The sequence below is a fragment of the Paenibacillus sp. J22R56 genome, assembly GCF_056269375.1.
Genome location: NZ_JBWDNV010000009.1, coordinates 26,511 through 42,617 on the forward strand (window position 1 = coordinate 26,511; position 16,107 = coordinate 42,617).

Genomic DNA, 16,107 nt, shown 5'->3' on the forward strand with positions numbered 1-16,107 from the left:
AACGATGCATTACAAACAAAGTTTCAGTTCCCGGTTGTTCGACGCAGCGAATTATGGCTTCATGATCTTGCTGGTCATCGTTATGGTATACCCGCTCATGAACGTTATCGCGATATCGCTCAGCTCTCCCGATCATATTGATCTTGGGGATGTGGGTTGGTTTCCGAAAGGCTTGAACACCGTGGGGTATGAAGTGATATTGGAGAAGCCCAATTTGTACATCAGCTATAAAAACACGATTGTTTATGCAACAGCGGGAACTTTGCTAACGTTGCTTATGACTTCTCTGATGGCGTATCCGCTGACGATTGCAAATTTTCAATTGAAGAAATTCATTACGGTTTTTCTTGCGGTGACGATGTTCATCGGCGGCGGAATGATACCCACGTACATGTTGATGAGAAGTTTGCACTTGTTGGATACATTTTGGGTTATGGTTGTTCCCGGCTGTGTCGGCGCTTTCAATGTTTTCATTTACCGATCATTCTTCCAAAATATCCCTTACGAACTGCGCGAATCCGCCTTAATGGACGGGGCTAACGACTTTACGATACTATTTCGCATTTATTTGCCTTTATCGAAAGCTCTGCTTGCCACATTCGCATTGTTTTCTATTGTCGGTTTCTGGAACGAGTGGTTCAATGCGCTACTCTATTTGAAAGATGAAAGTAAGTATCCGCTTCAGATGTTTTTACGCAGTCTTATCATCGAGGATAGCGGAGCTTCGTCGAAAGACATTCAAAACATGGTAATCGGCAGGGAGGTGAACCCCAAGAATATCCAGATGGCTGCGATTATCGTCACGCTGGCACCGATACTGTGTATGTATCCTTTCGTGCAGAAGTACTTCGTCAAAGGCGCAATGGTTGGTTCTATTAAGGGATGACCATCGTTATTAGCAAGTAAACAGGGGGGTTGAACAGTGAAAAAAGGTTGGATGATCGTAATTGCACTTATGATGGCAGTAACGTTAATGGCTGGCTGCAGCAATAATAATAATAGCTCTGAATCTGCTGCCACGAAGGAAAGCGCAAATACACAGGAAAACAACAGCGTCAAAGAATTAAGCTTCGAAGTCATGATTCCTAAATTCGGTGTCGATCCTGCGGACACATTGATTCAAAAAGAATGGGAAAAGGAAATGGAGAGCTATCTGGGAGTCAAATTGAACATTAAGTGGAACCGCTTGCAATGGGGAAATGAATACACCGAAAAATCGAAGGTGATGTTGGCGAGCGGAGAAATTCCCGATGTCATGCTTGTTCTAGGAAAGGATCAGATCGATGATTACGGTGCGGAAGGGCTTATTGCCGACCTTACTCCATACGTTAATGAAAACCCGAACTATAAAACCTTCGTAGAAGCAACGCCTGATTCGGAGAAGTATCTTTACTCCGCGGATAAAAAGATATATGCCTTCTTCGACGGCTACAATAATCCGACAGACTTGGAACCGTCCCAATTTAATCCGGCATATCGGCTTGATATTTTCGAAAAGAACGGAATCAAAATTCCCGAAACAATTGATGAGTATTACGATGCCGCAAAAAAACTGAAGGAATTGTATCCCGATGTGTATCCGGTTGGTATCAGCCAACCGTGGCTGCTCTACAACGGCTTTTTTAACTCGTTCCATGCGAATAGCGGGATTTACTATAACGGTGAAAAATTCGTTTTCGGTCCGACAGAGGAGAACTTTAAAGAAGCTTTGCAATTTATGAACAAACTTTATTCGGAAAAACTGCTGGATCCAGCCTTCATGACAGACGATCTGGATCAGTCCAGACCGAAAGCAACAACCGGCAAAACCTTTATGTACCCTTCAATTTTTTCCGGATATGTTACCGAATTCAATACGAACAACCAAGCCTCAGTGAAATGGACCAATTCTCTGTTCCCGTCTTCGAAATACGGGAAAGGCTGGCAGCAATGGGCCGAGCCGAGTGGCAAAGGACTGAACAACGGCTCCGGTATCGTGATTTCCGCTAAAGCGAAACATCCTGAGCTTCTTGCTAAGCTGATCGATCATCAATTCTCCGAAAAAATGATGGACCTGATGAACTGGGGGGCCGAAGGGACCACGTACGTGGTTAAAGACGGTAAGAAGGAATTAGCGCCAAATATTTTGAACGCATCGAATATTTATGATGAATTGAACAAATACGGTGTGGGTACGACCAACAGCGCTCGGGCAGGTATCGTATGGACACCTCAAGACAAACTCGCCAAATACACCGATCCGGGCAGCATTACTACGTTCTACCATGATGGGAAAGCAGAGGAAATCAGCTATTGGATCGCAAATGGAACCTATGCAAAAGATGCGGTGTCCCCTAACGATTTTGCGCCGCGTGTCGTATTTACGAAAGACGAAAACGATAAGAAGGCCAGCATCATGACTCCTATTGACACTTACGTGAACGAATCGATGATTAAGTTTATCAAAGGGGAAATGAAATTCTCCGAATGGGATGATTTCCAGAATAAGTTGAAGAAGATGGGCGACTACGAAGAAGTTGTAAAGATGCATAACGATAAATTAAATCAATAGTCTTTTCGGGGGCCGAAGCCTACTTCAGCCCCTTTTTTGCGGTTGCGGCGCTTTTCGTCAGATTTGTTAGTTTCATTTGAAGTGAGTCTTGCGAAATTCTCCCGGGGTTACGCCCTCCATCTCCATAAATATTTTATTGAAATAACTGACACTGGGGTACCCGGAGTCGATTGCAATTTCTTTGATAGACATATGCGGGTCGGCGAGAAGCTTATGTTTGCTGTTTTGAATTCTGCATTTCGTTATGTAGGCGAGAGGCGTTATCCGGGTTACCTTTTTGAACAGGTTGCAGAAATAGTTCGGCGTCAGATTTACCTTATCCGCCCATTCTTCCAAAATATAAGGAAGATGGGCGTTTTTCTGCATGGAGGGCAAGAGCTGAATAATCCGGTCGACATTTTGAGTCCCTCTCTTATTGGAAAACGGAATCGCATTGCACATAAACTCAATCAGCACGGCGTAAGTCAGAGCGGAGATTTTGGCCGGCCGCGAGAACTGGTTTTGTTCAATTTCATCAAGCAACTCGAGCCAGGATTGCTCCAGCATCGTGAAATCATTCATATACCATATGGACGGTTCGCGAAATCCTCTCTCCAGTAAAAAATCTGCGAGTCCGTTTCCGTTAAACTGAAGCCAATAGATTTCCCAACGATCATCTTCGGAGGTGTAGTAGCGCATTTTCTGCTGCGGACAATGGAGGAAGACGTCGCCCTTTTTCAATGCATGGACAGTGTCGTCCAGCTCGATATATCCCTTGCCCGCAACAACGAGGTGCAAACTGAAATCTCTAAGTCCCGTTTCGCGATTGACATCCTGATCACTTGGCCGCGTGTATTTCCCGAGGGAAAGAGGAAAACAAAAAAAATCGAATTCCTCGAAGCGTGGCAGAAAATAATGGCGGTACATCATATTGGTAAGACCCCTCCGTTCGCATTATCAATTATAACATATCGACAAAGAGGGGGAAAACATCGTGAATTGCTGGGCAAGGCAAAGAACCCGAAAGACGGGGTCACTTGTTCAAAGTTTCCATCTTTCGGGTCACAGTGCGTTGTCTCAGGCGGTGTTTCTATCCATTTAGTTGAGGATTCATATACATCATTGTCGGACGACAACAACATCTATACAATCGAAGTCGCATATACTGCGGCTTTTTTATTTTATGTATAGAAGTTCTTATCGTTTGCTCAAGACAAGAACTTCTATACATAACCGTATTAGAACAAGAACTTCTATACCAAGCCGGTTGCCCAAAATGTACAACTAGTTATTTACGAACGGGCAGGTTAGCGTAACAATTTCCAAACATTAACGTCTAAATAGTGGAAGAAAGGAGATATAAAATGGAGCTTCTTGTTGCAATGATGATATCATCCTTCATTATATCAATAGTTGTTGTTTTAGTGCGGAGATATAAAAGAGGAAAGTGGGCAGAATATAAATCTAAAAATACTGGTCTGATTGTTATCGCGATTTGTTTATTTTTTAATTTATATCTCTTATGGAGAAATTAGGACACTCTACGCTATGGTCATTATATTGTCCTGCTGTGTGATTGGAATGTCAGCGTGCGGCAAAACGGCTGTAGAGGAGCAAAACGTAATGGCTCAGTATATAGCGCTGGACCTAGCAAAGACCTTCTTTACTACAGCGAGTGGGAAGGTAAACGAGGTTTCGCACTTGTTTATTACTTGTTGGTTGAGAACAACAAAATGGCAAGTTAGTACCTGTTTTAATGACATATGTATAAAATACGGGTTTTGTGAAAAAGTAGTATTAAATAAGACCAGGATAAAAGTGCTTCTGGTCAATTTTGTTGATTTTGCTGATTTTGCTCTTTTTCGTTGATTTTTCTTTTAAGCTCTCATATATTCGCATTCATGCTTCATTTTCAACATTTCGCGTTTCACAGTTTCACAGTTTTTAATTACAATCATATTTAATGATTATCTGATTAGCTGATCTGCAGCTAATTCTACAGTTGATCTACAGTTGATCATTTGTACAGCTGATTTCATTGATTGCACGAATTTCAATCAGCTGGTTAATCGGTTAAATCATTTCAACTTTTTTTTGCCGGCTGCTGAGAATCTTAATTCCAATCCATAGTAAATTCATTACCATGATCATAACGAATTATTCTTTACACATTTATCTTAAACAAACTTATTTAAGCTCATTAATCTTTTTCATACAAAAAACCAAGCAAATCATATCTCAATTTGCATGGGTTTTTCATTATTAATGAAAGCGTTTACACTTATTATTCATTCCTTTAACTCTCCATATAAGCCTCCGCGGCCGCTGCTAGATAATACACAAAAGAATTACCCTTAGCGCCGCGATCGTTAATCCCGTTAAATAAACGCGATCTTTCATGAGTGCCCTTGAGACAAATGGATCAGAAGCCATCCGAATCCCCAGAGAGAAGCCTAAGAGCAACAATGCGCTTCCGGCTCCCAGTCACCTATTACTTTGTGTAATGGCTAGAAGCAGCAAAGCTACTGTACCCGCCAGAAGACCTCCACCAAGCCAATCGATGCTTCCTCCTGCTCTAATTTCCGTGTTTAGATATTTTCGATAATACGGCAGCGTAATCAGAATAAGTAAAGGTATAGCGAACAACCACCGCCAATTGATTCGAGAACAAATCGTATTGAAGGCAGAGGTTAACCTTCCCGTTCCAATGACACATCGATTAGCTGCTAGAGAAAGTATCACATTAGCCGAAGCAGCGAATGAAGCGTTTATCGAATATCATACCGAGTATCCTTTCCGTCATATCAATAATGCCTATTGCGATGTTGCCGGCATCACTAGGAATGTTATTTGCGAAGTTGATGAGCCATCAGCTTTATGGAGTCTAGTACAAGCGGGACTTGGCGTCGCATTCATCCCTCGTAACACAAACGAAGATCCGAACGTTAAGCTGCTCAGCATTGAGTCACCATTCTGTGAACGCGAGTTCTCAATCGCCTGGAATGAGAAGCGATATTTGCCTCGAGCAGCTAAGCAGTACTTGGAGTTCTTAGGCTCTTATTTTCATCCCGAAGCAAAATAAATAAAAAACCGGATCGAACTCCTGAGAGTATCGATCCGGTATATCTATCATTAGCTTCTTCGCCTGCGCCAGCCAAACACACGAACATGAATAATAGCTTTTGTCGACCAATGGGCTAGAATATGAAGGGCAATAAACACGAGAACCAGCGGCTTAAAGAGCAGCCAACAAACCGCCCACCCGACAAAAATTTGCCAGGGCTTCATTTTACGGAATAATTTATTTGGCCACAAACAGATTCGGTAGAGTAAAAATTGATGCTGAAGCGACTCCAAATATTCATTCTGATACTGCTTGTCATCGGGATTTAAACGTACCGCATTACGCATATACGTCTCTTGAAGCTTATAATCACCACGCCTAGCTGCTGCCCAGGCTAGATACATCAGAACATCCGGCTGCTCAGCATCATAGCGGATAGCCTGACGGTCCAGCTCTTTGGATACCTCATCATTGCCTAGCAAGGCTTCAATGTAACAAAGAATAGCCAGATAAATCGGCTTCTCCGGCTCGAGATCCAGTGCGATCTCCATTTGTGCTTTGGCATGAGCATGCTTGCCTTTTTTCACATGCTGGTTTGCCTTCAAGAAGTAATAATGAGCTTCATAAGGGTCAATCCGCAGAGCTTCTGATACGGCTTCGTTAAATGCTGATTCGTTATCAGCTTCATAATAAGCCGAGACGCGGACATACCATCCCAGATGATTCTCAGGATCTCTTCTCAAAGCTTCATTCACCCAATGTATCGCTTTCTCCTTGTCACCCATAAGTAAGAAAATCTGACCATATAACGCATAAGGATCCGATTCATGAGGGTCTTCACGCAACAGCTTCTCCGTCTCAACAAGCGCTTCCTTATATCGCTTCCAATAAATCAGCTGATAGATAGACGTATATGCTGCCTCTGACGATGGGGTTATCGTATCTTCTGTATCTTCCACAAGACAGTCCTCCCGCCTATAAAACTATTTGATACCATGCTTCTTCGCATAATCGAGCACGATCTGATAATCACCATTCACATCACTGAATGTGGCATAGTTTCTTGCTGTAGAGAACCATTCTACCGTCGTGGCCTTCCGGCCTTTAATAGACTTCCTCAGATCATCCTGCGTGATCGGCTGAATCTCTCCAGTCTCGAATGTACGCTCCATAGCCGAATCAACGGCATCTGCCACAACCTGCTCGAGGTCCGCGCCCGAGAATAGCTTTGTCTCGCCAGCCAGCTTAGATAGATTTAAACTATTAGTAGGCTTACCCGCAAGCTTCAACTGCAGAATGGTATTCCGTTCTTCCTCTTCTGGAGGTGGTACGAACACGAGATGGTTGAACCGTCCTGGCCGCCGCAAAGCGGAATCCAGATACCATGGTGTATTCGTCGCACCGATGACAAACACATTATCATTAGCAGACTGCAGCCCGTCAAGCTCCGTAAGAAGCTGATTGACGAGCATCCGCTCATGATGCTGCCTCATCTGATGACGGCTTCCGCCCATCGCATCAAGCTCATCAATAAAGATCACGCATGGCTTGTTATCCCGGGCCTTCTGGAATACATCATGCAAATTATGCTCGCTTTGTCCAACATACATCGATAGGATTGCCTGCAGCTCAATATGAATAAAATTCGCGTCAATTTCTCCAGCAACAGCACGCGCTAAGAATGTTTTCCCACATCCTGGAGGTCCAAACAGCAGCAAGCTTCCGCCGGCTTCCTTGCCATACGCCTTAAAGATTTCCGGCTGCTTCAGCGGAAGAATGAAGTTCATACGAATCTTCTTTTTCACATCTTCCAGTCCGCCAACATCCTCGAAGGTTTCCTTTGGCTTTTCCGATTCGATCAAGGACTGATCATCTTTGTTAAACTGAATAAGCTTCAATTTATTACGTCGTCTTTCCGCTAACTCATCCTGATCAAAATCCGACATATCGATTCCTCCTCAACCACGCTATAACGAAAATTTTATCATGTTTATGCGATAATTTGTTTTATTTTCTGATTAAGCAGTGTGAAAGCTTGTCCCAGCTTCTCCTTCGGAATATCTGCATAGCGGTCCCCAAGACTTACTTCATAGTACGAACTACCTTCTCCAAAATCCCGCACATTGCCGGTCAAGCCAACTCCCGTTTCTTCAAACACCGAGATGAGAAGCTTCTCGAACGATTCCTTTGGCAGCTCAATATGCACATGAAACATATTCGACACCGGTACAACGGGTCTCGTCGTAATCCCATCGCAGTCATTGTACATTGCAGCCAGTTCAACCGCATCGTGATAGTACTGCTCCATCTTCGGCAGCCGCTCATCGAAGGCTTGGTCTGCACTTATAATATAAGGGTAAAGACTGATCAGATCCCCGCCATGGCGCCGTTTCCAGATCTTCGATTGAGTCGTGAACGCTTCCTCGCCAGCAAGAATAGCCCCTGCGATACCACCGATTCCTTTGTAAAAGGATACATATACGCTGTCAAACAAGCTGCAGATTTCTGCTGCGGTTTTCCCGTAATACGGCAATATCTCATACAATCTAGCTCCGTCAAGATGCAGCTTAATGCCTTTCGCTTTGCAATGTGCAGCAATCGCTTCAAGCTCCTCATAAGCAGGCAATTGACCGCCAATCTCCCGCTGAGGCAGCTCGAGTAAGAGACATGCGATATCTTCCTTCATATGCAGCACATCTTCGTGCGTAATTAAGCTATTCTTATCTGCAAGAAGCACCGGCTCGATCTGATGCAGCTCTCTCAAGCCATTCTGTTCATGGATCTCCAAATGACACAAAGGATGATAGGCAACCTTACGAAGCCTTTTCTCGTCGCACCACAGACGAAGAGCAATTTGCTGTGCCATCGTGCCGCTTGGGAAAAACACCGCTGAAGGCTTGCCCAAATACGCAGCCATTTTGGCTTGAAAATCCTCAATTACTTTCCCTGTGCCATATATATCGCTATCGATTGTGCCATCTAGTTCATCAAAAGTATCCTTTAATACTTGAACATTTCGTTTACCGTGTCCTATAACCGGGTAAGTGGTTCTGTTAAAAGCTTCTAGAAGTATGTTTACCAATTTAATTTCCTACCTTCATAGTCTACATATTCGCATTCCATAACGTCTGTTGTCAGTGCTGTAAGTATAACGTTCGTAATACCGGCTGCGGATTGTGCCGGTGTGAGCTCAGCCGCCTCATCAAGCTTCCCTTGCATATGAGTCTTCACCCAGCCCGGATGAATAACGAGCACACGTCCACCATGCGGCTTCAGGCCATTATGAATAAGCTTCGACTGCATATTGACCGCAGCTTTGGACATGCAGTACGCATACCAGGCATCACGCCAGCAATCAGCAATACTTCCTGCCTCTGATGAAATATTGGCGATCAGCTTCGAGTCACTTTGCAGCAGCAGCGGCGTGAAGGCTTGGCTCATGCGCAGGCTGCCTAAGGCATTGACATTAAAGACATTCAGCATTTCTTCATACTGAAGCTCATCAAGAATGGTATTTCTAATATCTCCCAATATCGCTGCGTTATTTATAAGAACATCCAGTTTATCCGTCAGGGATGCTACCACATCATAAGCTTGCTTCACACTAGCCTCACTCGAAACATCCAGAGGAAAGATGGTAAGACGATCTCCAAATTCCTGATGAAGTTCCTGTAATCCAGAGCTTTCGGAATATTGTCCAGCGAATACCTGGTGTCCACCTCGTAGCCATTCCGCAGTCAGAGCAAGACCAACCCCGCGGTCCGCACCAGTTACAACGATCGCTTTGCTCATCTATTTTCCATTCCCCTCTCTCCAATGCACCTCACATCATTTTAACATGAAATCGATTACGAAGCATCGCAGCACAAAAAGACCGTTGTCTGGTTGGACAACGGCCTCTCCTCTGTTACTCGTCTTCCTCTTCTTTACTTTCAGGCTCTGAAGCCTCGAAAGTATTCTCTGCCTCCGCTTCATGGGCAGCGGCAATCTTGAGCCGGTACAGCTCGCGATAATTTTGCAGCAGAGTCGTTTCCTGCTCATGAATAAGTGCGGTAAGCTGCTCGATTCGCATTTCCAGATACAAGCCTTGTTCCACAATCTCTTCATCTTCAATCGAAGGCTCGTAGATTAGTGTTTTACTGCAGCCAAAGGTTGATTCTGCCCAATGATTAGCATCTTCCTTACTGCTATGCTTATAAACTTCTACATACGTTTCAAATAACGCATTAACGGCTTTTCTACAGTCCCAGCCTAGAATCACTAGACTTTCCTTGGCTTTGTTCACCGCACGCATAAGCTGGAAGTCATTGAGCTTACCCCGTTCAGCTTCTACTCGGTCGATCTCCGCTACGAATGTCGGATATGCGCGGCAAAATAATGCGGCAGCAGCGAAAAATTCCTCTTGCGGAATGTTCGTATCATCCTTCAGCGATTTGGAACCTTGCTCCATTTTGTCGTCATTCCCCTCTTGCCATACTTACTACTCCGGATTTACAACCCGATTCTAAAAGTATATGTAACAACGGGGTTTGAATCAAGCATTGACTCGATATGACATTACAATCGGATTCGTTTATAATAGACAAGATCGATGTACATAGAAAGCTGGTGCCCTCGTATGAATGGAAAAAGAGCTGTATATATAGTAATTGGAGTATGTATCGCCATGGCCATCTTCGTTTATTGCTGTATCCAATATGTAGTTAATGCGCAATCAAGCTGATTGCGCATTTTTTGTTGCGGCTATATTAGTCCCAAGGATGGGAAACCGTTAAATAATCAGCAAATTTCTTGCTTTCCTCACGACGGATCCGTCGCATCTCTGCGCGGTGAGGCGCTGTCTCATGCAGCTTAAATTCTTCTTCCGATTCAGGAATAACCTTCGGCACCGGAACGGGCCGATTATCCTGATCAAGGGCAACAAAAGTAAGGAACGAAGTTGCTGCCACTACGCGCTCTCCGCTTAACAAATCTTCTTTAATAACCTTAACAAATACTTCAACGGAAGTTCGTCCAGTCCAAGTTACGAAGGACACCAGACACACCGAATCCGAAGGCCGGATCGGGGACAAGAAATCGACGGAGTCGGTTGAAGCCGTAACAACCGTTTTCCGGCAATGCTTGGTTGCTGCAATTGAGGCAATATCATCAATATAAGCCATTAGCTTACCGCCGAATAAAGTATTGTGATTGTTCACATCCGTAGGGAAAATCCTTGCTGTCTTATAACATCTGGATGCGCGAGAATAACGTTCTTCCATGTGACCCACCCTTTTCTAATATTGTATATGTAGTATGCTATCCTCTATATTTTCTATAATCTATACCAAGGCGCAATGAGGCCGAATTGACAAGTCGGTCTGCAGCAAGCTGTGTACGGAAGGCAAGCTGTTCCTCATCGATACCGACCAGCCTTCCATCCTCAACGACTATACGGCCGCCAACAATCGTCATATCGGCTTGTGTAGCCCCAACCGTTAAAGGTAGCGCTGCATCATCGAATAAAGCGCCAGCAAACCCCAGCTTTCTCGAATCAAGCATAAATAAATCTGCTGCTTTTCCTACCTCAAGCGAACCGATTTCATTCTCCCAGCCAAGCACACGTGCTGAGCCACGAGTAGCAAGAGATAAAGTCTCATTGGTTGTAAGGCCACGCCCCTGCAATTCATGCTTATGAAGCAAATAGGCCATCCGCAGATCCCACAGCATATTAGAAGCATCATTGGATGCCGAACCGTCAACACCAAGCCCAACCTTTACGCCTGCATCAAGCAGCTTACGGATCGGTATGGCGCCTGAGGACAGCTTCATATTGCTAGATGGACAATGGGCTACGCCGCAGCCGCAAGCTCCCATACGATGGATCTCTCTGTCATTAAACCATATGCCATGTGCATACCAGACATCATCCCCAACCCAGCCTGTCTGCTCCATATATTCAAGTGGTCGAACGCCTAGCTTCTCGAGGCAGAATTGCTCTTCATCCATCGTCTCCGCAAGATGGGTATGCATTCTAACCCCGTAACTCCGCGCAAGATCCGAAGATTCTTTCAGCAAGTCTCGTGAGACGGAGAACGGCGAGCACGGCGCTACACCAACACGCAGCATGGAGAATCGATCCGCATCATGATATCGCTCGATAACGCGCTGGGTATCGCGCAAGATAACCGATTCGGTCTGGGTCACTTCATCAGGCGGCAAGCCGCCTTTGGATCGGCCAAGACTCATCGAGCCTCTTGTCGGGAAGAACCGCATACCAAGCTCAGAAGCTGCCCGAATCTCTTCGTCCAGCAAGTGCTCGGAAACCCCCTTTGGGAAAACATAGAAGTGATCCGAGGAAGTAGTACAACCACTCTTCAGCAGCTCGCCAAGTCCTGTCATAGCACTCAGGTAGACATCCTCCGGCTCCAGATGACGCCAGATTTCATATAACGTCTGGAGCCAGTCAAATAACGAGCAGTCCTGCGCCAGCGGAATGTTCCGGGTTAGGGTTTGATACAAGTGATGATGCGTATTAATTAGGCCCGGATAAACAATTTTATGCTTGGCATCTATAATGCTATCCGCTGTCTCATAAGGCAGATCCTCACCGATTGCGACGATTTCCTGTCCTACAGCATAGAGACTACCATTACGAATGACACGGTTCTCGCCATCCATGGTGACAATGCTGCGGGCATTCTTAATTAGTAATGTACTCATGGTTGTAAGAACACGGACAGCATTTGCCGCAATGCCCGATCCTCCTCCACATCTAAGCAGAATGTAATCTCACGTCCAACCTTCGGATTCACTCTTCGATCTGTAATGATCATACCAGCCGTATGTCCTTGTCCGCAGTCAATGTCAGCATGCAATTCACGTGTGGTAACAAGAGATGGATTTACGGCAACTAGTACAGCCAGTGGATCATGCATCGGACATTCGCCAAGGTATTGATTCGATTCCAGATAAAAGTCGAAATAACGCTCCAACGCCACATGTAGAAAATCGACAATGGGCTGCTTCTGAGCCGGAGCTAACCGACGTAATTGGTCAAGATGGCTGCGAGACAATCGAACTTTCAGCGTAACATCCAGGCCAACGATCGTAAGTGGCACCTCCGAGCGGAACACCTGTGCAGCCGCTTCTGGGTCACCCCATAGATTTGCTTCACTAACCGGTGTAACATTGCCTGGAGCAAAGACAGTACCACCCATTACAACAACCTTCTTAATCTTGCTCGCGATCGCTGGATCTAGTGTCAAAGCCAATGCCAAATTCGTCATTCTGCCTACCGTTACAACGACAAGCTCACCTGGCAATTCGTATGCCTTCCTGACAATAAACTCGGCTGCCGATTCCTTGACAGGCTGCTGCTCAGATGGCGGGATCTCGGCGTCGCCAATCCCATTATGACCGTGTATGTGTGGAACAGGCCCTGCGTATTCCCGTTTCAACGGGCCAGCGGCTCCTGCTGCTACTGGAACTTCATAGCCGCAATTCACTAGCTTGATAAGCCGAAGCGTGTTCTCCGTAGCTTGTCCTACATCAATATTACCAAAGCCTGTAGTCAATCCTTCGACATGAATGTCTGGTGACAGCAAAGCATACAGAATCGCCAATGCATCGTCGATTCCTGTGTCTACATCAAGTATAATGTGCGTTTTCTCGCTCATCGGCTATTCCTCCTATCCCAATATACCTATATTGTAAACCAATTGGCCAAGCTTTGCTTTTGATTAAGCCAGGATTGGTTCTTATACCTAAAAAATAGCCGTTCTCTTGTGATCAGTGTCTAATTCATCCTATACAAAAGAGCCAAGACTTATCAAGAAGTCCTGGCTCTTCAGCATTTACGTTACTATTTATATTTATAGAATCGTCTTTTTCGCTGCCTTACATACATGATTCGGCCAGACAGCAGCATGAATACTAACATGATGGACCATGTAATCGTAACCCCCATATGCCAGCCGGATGATTCCGCTCTTTGTTCGCCGGTATTTGTCGTGCCCGTTTTCGTAACTGACGCAATCTGAACTTCCGCCTGATCGGCAAGAGGCACGATTGGCATTAAGGTGGCTACTGATTCGGAAGGTGTATACACCTGTGAGGATTGAACATACGTCGTGCCATTCGAATCCACTGCAAGGACTGGAATCTCACCATCCTTGATTGTCACCCAGAGAGGTGTTGCGCTAATGAACTCCATTTGTTTACCTGTATCCCGAGTTACGAACGTATGTTTCTCATCGGCATCCATATATAAAGTGCTAGTAAAATGGGCAAAACCGTAATCAAGCAGCTTGGTCATATCCTTATACACACCAGCGTCCGTTGTGCCTTTCAGGATGACGCCTATTAGCTCTGTATCCCCGCGTTCAGCCGCTGAGACCAGTGTATAACCTGCAGCTTGGGTAAAACCATTCTTCACGCCAATTGCACCTTCATAGCTGCTCAGCAGTTTATTATGATTTTCAAGCTTGGAGACCCATTCTTGGCCAACCCATGGTCTGGATTTAGTCGAGACAACTTGGCGGAATTGCTCATTTTGCATGGCATATTGGGCAATCTTCGCCATATCCTTTGCTGTCGTATATTGATTATCATCAGGCAAACCGCTAGGATTCACAAAGTTCGTGTCCCAGGCACCAAGCTTATGAACAAATTCATTCATGCGCTCTGCGAATTGTTCCTTCGTACCGTCTATATGCTCGGCAATCGCAGTTGCGGCATCGTTACCCGAGTTAATTAACATGCCTTCAATGAGATCGAGCATTGGCTTTTGTTCGCCTTCCGCCAGATAGATCCGCGTGCCGTCTTCCCCACGTGCGTTTTTCGACACCGTCACAATGTCTGCTGGATCTGATTGTTCCAGAGCGATGATGCCCGTCACAATCTTTGTAATGCTGGCAGGATAGAGACGTTCTGTTTCATTCTTGGCAACCAATACAGCGCCGGATTTAGCATCAATGAGAATAGCTGCTCCTGCATTAGGCAGATCTGGAGGCGGCTCAGTGGATTGCTCCGTTTGCTCCGTCGTCTGTAAGGAATCTTCCGCATAAACTTGCATGGGTGATAAAAATATGAGAATAACGAACATCATTGCAATCAGGCCTTGAAATGGTCTCATAGCTTCCCTCTTTATCATCTTGTAGTCAAACGCGACCTTTGTTCCGTAATATATCCGGCTACTGCATCTTCATTACTTGTTCCTATGACGTGATCCGCTAATGCTATGATCCGTTCATGGGCATTTGCAACCGCGACTCGAGTGCCTGCCACTTGAAACATACCCAAATCGTTCAGGTTATCACCGAAAACGGTTACATCATGAACCTCACAGCCAACCAGCTGTGACCACAACCGTACCCCTTCACCTTTATTCGCCAAGGGGTGACTGATTTCAAGAAAATAATGATCTCTAATATACGCATCTTTTATGAACTCAATATGAACAAGCCCGTTATATAATTGTTCTAACGTTTGTTTGACAGGTTCCAACTCTTCATACAAACCAATGTACGACATAATTAGAATACGGTACTTCACTTCTAGATCCAGCCGTTTGCTTTCTTGAAAACGAGGATCATTCGGTCTACTATTATAAAAAGAAAGATCTCCTATGCGATGTAGTCTCTCATGCAGTACTTTCTCTTGGTCATTCTCATCTAAGGCAAACACAAGTGGTACAAGCTGATGCCTGCGTCCCGCTTCAATAATGCGATTGGAATGCTCCGCACTTAACCAGTTTCCGCCAAGAACCCGCTTCTCCACCGGATCATAGATCATGGCACCATTGTATATCACAACGGGATACCGCCACGGAATGTCAGAAGTTACCTTAGTTGAACTTGTATAACTCCTTGCCGTCGAATAGCTAAACACAATTCCCGCTTCAATCGCATCCTTAAGCTGCTCAATCGTATCATCCGACATCGTCTCATCTGAACGAAGCAACGTTCCATCAAGATCTGTTAAATAGTGCGATGACATGGAATATTCCCCCATAATTATAGGCTGCTTAATGGATTGCTATCTGTCAAAATTCATATTACAATCCGTCTAATATGAATATTTTTTCGTAATTATATTACCTTCTTAAAGGAGAAATAGCAATGAATTCAAAAGAAATGGAACAGATTATCATAGAAAGATATAAACAGGATGAAGATACGATGATCCTTGTGTTCGCGCAATGGTGCGTCAATCATGGTCTAGATGCTGTAGAGCTATATGCGAGAGCCTATCCGCATCAATCAAGTAATGGTCGGCTGATCGAAGTGATGACATTAACGGCTCCTAAGGAACTAGCTGGTGATATCGATGATGATACGGTGCTTCAAGTGTTGTCATTATTTGGTAACGAAGAGCTTGCTTTTGTTGTATCGGAAGAGATGGGCCGTCGTCCAAGAAAGAATCGTTAGCAATATCAAATCACGATTCCTAATGACTAGATCGACATAAAAAGAGTTATGTCAACGAATGTAGTATTATCATCAAATATGCGCTATAATAGCTATGCGAACAT

The 16,107-nt window shown here is 44.8% G+C and carries 15 protein-coding genes; 4 read left to right on the top strand and 11 right to left on the bottom strand.

Translation table 11 applies throughout. The features are described from left to right. Positions 1 to 4: 4 nt before the first annotated feature. Both AC0YNT_RS21230 and AC0YNT_RS21235 read left to right on the top strand, forming a co-directional pair. Positions 5 to 886, top strand: coding sequence for a carbohydrate ABC transporter permease (locus AC0YNT_RS21230; protein WP_475806431.1), 882 nt, complete (start codon positions 5 to 7; stop codon positions 884 to 886). A 36-nt stretch (positions 887 to 922) separates the two neighbouring features. Next, positions 923 to 2,551 (top strand): type 2 periplasmic-binding domain-containing protein, encoded by a 1,629-nt coding sequence (locus AC0YNT_RS21235; protein ID WP_475806432.1) that lies wholly within the window; start codon positions 923 to 925, stop codon positions 2,549 to 2,551. Between the two features lie 72 nt (positions 2,552 to 2,623). Here AC0YNT_RS21235 and AC0YNT_RS21240 read toward each other — a convergent pair whose 3' ends face one another. After that, a complete protein-coding gene (locus AC0YNT_RS21240; protein ID WP_475806433.1) occupies positions 2,624 to 3,460 on the bottom strand; it encodes an AraC family transcriptional regulator in 837 nt (278 codons plus the stop codon). 1,747 nt (positions 3,461 to 5,207) lie between these two features. Here AC0YNT_RS21240 and AC0YNT_RS21245 point away from each other — a divergent pair. Continuing rightward, positions 5,208 to 5,612 (top strand): LysR substrate-binding domain-containing protein, encoded by a 405-nt coding sequence (locus AC0YNT_RS21245; protein WP_475806690.1) that lies wholly within the window; start codon positions 5,208 to 5,210, stop codon positions 5,610 to 5,612. 50 nt (positions 5,613 to 5,662) lie between these two features. On the opposite strand, the gene AC0YNT_RS21250 is transcribed toward AC0YNT_RS21245, so the two are convergent. From AC0YNT_RS21250 to AC0YNT_RS21295, 10 genes are all read right to left on the bottom strand, one after another. Next, complete coding sequence (locus AC0YNT_RS21250; protein WP_475806434.1) at positions 5,663 to 6,553, bottom strand: tetratricopeptide repeat protein; 891 nt, start codon at positions 6,551 to 6,553, stop codon at positions 5,663 to 5,665. A gap of 24 nt (positions 6,554 to 6,577) precedes the next feature. Then, positions 6,578 to 7,540 carry an ATP-binding protein gene (locus tag AC0YNT_RS21255; protein WP_167280603.1) on the bottom strand — a complete coding sequence of 321 codons (963 nt, stop codon included), beginning with the start codon at positions 7,538 to 7,540 and terminating at the stop codon, positions 6,578 to 6,580. Positions 7,541 to 7,584: 44 nt separating this feature from the next. Continuing rightward, complete coding sequence (locus tag AC0YNT_RS21260) at positions 7,585 to 8,676, bottom strand: threonine aldolase family protein (RefSeq protein ID WP_475806435.1); 1,092 nt, start codon at positions 8,674 to 8,676, stop codon at positions 7,585 to 7,587. Continuing rightward, positions 8,670 to 9,386: an SDR family oxidoreductase gene (locus AC0YNT_RS21265; RefSeq protein ID WP_475806436.1), complete on the bottom strand. Its 717-nt coding sequence runs from the start codon at positions 9,384 to 9,386 to the stop codon at positions 8,670 to 8,672. Before AC0YNT_RS21265 ends, AC0YNT_RS21260 begins: the two co-directional genes overlap by 7 nt. A 115-nt stretch (positions 9,387 to 9,501) precedes the next feature. After that, positions 9,502 to 10,044 (bottom strand): hypothetical protein, encoded by a 543-nt coding sequence (locus AC0YNT_RS21270; RefSeq protein ID WP_475806437.1) that lies wholly within the window; start codon positions 10,042 to 10,044, stop codon positions 9,502 to 9,504. A 298-nt stretch (positions 10,045 to 10,342) separates the two neighbouring features. Then, complete coding sequence (locus tag AC0YNT_RS21275) at positions 10,343 to 10,855, bottom strand: acyl-CoA thioesterase (RefSeq protein WP_475806438.1); 513 nt, start codon at positions 10,853 to 10,855, stop codon at positions 10,343 to 10,345. 37 nt (positions 10,856 to 10,892) lie between these two features. Further along, positions 10,893 to 12,296 carry an 8-oxoguanine deaminase gene (locus tag AC0YNT_RS21280; RefSeq protein WP_475806439.1) on the bottom strand — a complete coding sequence of 468 codons (1,404 nt, stop codon included), beginning with the start codon at positions 12,294 to 12,296 and terminating at the stop codon, positions 10,893 to 10,895. Next, complete coding sequence (locus AC0YNT_RS21285; RefSeq protein ID WP_475806440.1) at positions 12,293 to 13,252, bottom strand: nucleoside hydrolase; 960 nt, start codon at positions 13,250 to 13,252, stop codon at positions 12,293 to 12,295. Before AC0YNT_RS21285 ends, AC0YNT_RS21280 begins: the two co-directional genes overlap by 4 nt. Positions 13,253 to 13,437: 185 nt before the next feature. Continuing rightward, entirely contained in the window at positions 13,438 to 14,709 is a 1,272-nt protein-coding gene (locus AC0YNT_RS21290; protein ID WP_475806441.1) for a D-alanyl-D-alanine carboxypeptidase family protein, read from the bottom strand. A gap of 14 nt (positions 14,710 to 14,723) precedes the next feature. After that, positions 14,724 to 15,572: an HAD family hydrolase gene (locus AC0YNT_RS21295; RefSeq protein ID WP_475806442.1), complete on the bottom strand. Its 849-nt coding sequence runs from the start codon at positions 15,570 to 15,572 to the stop codon at positions 14,724 to 14,726. A 122-nt stretch (positions 15,573 to 15,694) separates the two neighbouring features. On the opposite strand from AC0YNT_RS21295, the gene AC0YNT_RS21300 reads away from it, so the two are divergent. After that, positions 15,695 to 16,003, top strand: a complete 309-nt coding sequence (locus tag AC0YNT_RS21300) for a hypothetical protein (protein ID WP_475806443.1) — start codon at positions 15,695 to 15,697, stop codon at positions 16,001 to 16,003. Positions 16,004 to 16,107: the final 104 nt, after the last annotated feature.